We start from the raw sequence: 468 nt of genomic DNA, 5'->3' as shown, positions 1-468 counted from the left end.
TTTAGATGTTTCAGTTCAGCAGGTTTGCCTCCTATAAAGGATACTATGTCTTCAACATAGTGGGTTGCCCCATTCGGATATCTACGGATCAATTCGTGTGTGCCGATCCCCGTAGCTTTTCGCAGCTTATCACGTCCTTCTTCGCCTCTGAGAGCCTAGGCATTCCCCATACGCTCTTATTTTGCTTATGTGCTTACAAATCTGTTACGATTCGTACTTTCTATATTTTTTAATATATTTTTTCTTTCTAACTTTTGTTAGTTAAGTTGTTTCAATATGTCAATGAACCTTTGGATTGTTATATCCTTGTGGAGAATATCGGAGTCGAACCGATGACCTCCTGCGTGCAAGGCAGGCGCTCTAGCCAGCTGAGCTAATCCCCCATAGTACAGATAATAGTGTTATCTCTATCCTTAATCGGTTGGGGATAACGCAACCTCTAGTATTTCCTTTTTATAAACAAGTATG

At 40.6% G+C, this 468-nt stretch carries 1 tRNA gene and 1 rRNA gene; both read right to left on the bottom strand.

From position 1 onward, the window contains the following. Positions 1-190 (bottom strand): 23S ribosomal RNA (locus tag RH98_RS15900); the annotation flags it as partial. Between the two features lie 119 nt (positions 191-309). After that, positions 310-383, bottom strand: a tRNA-Ala gene (locus RH98_RS15065). Between the last annotated feature and the right edge of the window lie 85 nt (positions 384-468).

It is taken from the genome of Myroides injenensis M09-0166 (assembly GCF_000246945.1).
In the GTDB taxonomy this organism is placed as follows: Bacteria; Bacteroidota; Bacteroidia; order Flavobacteriales; family Flavobacteriaceae; genus Flavobacterium; species Flavobacterium injenense.
The sequence above is the reverse complement of the archived record's forward strand: the minus strand, read 5'-3'. Positions and strand labels throughout refer to the sequence as shown.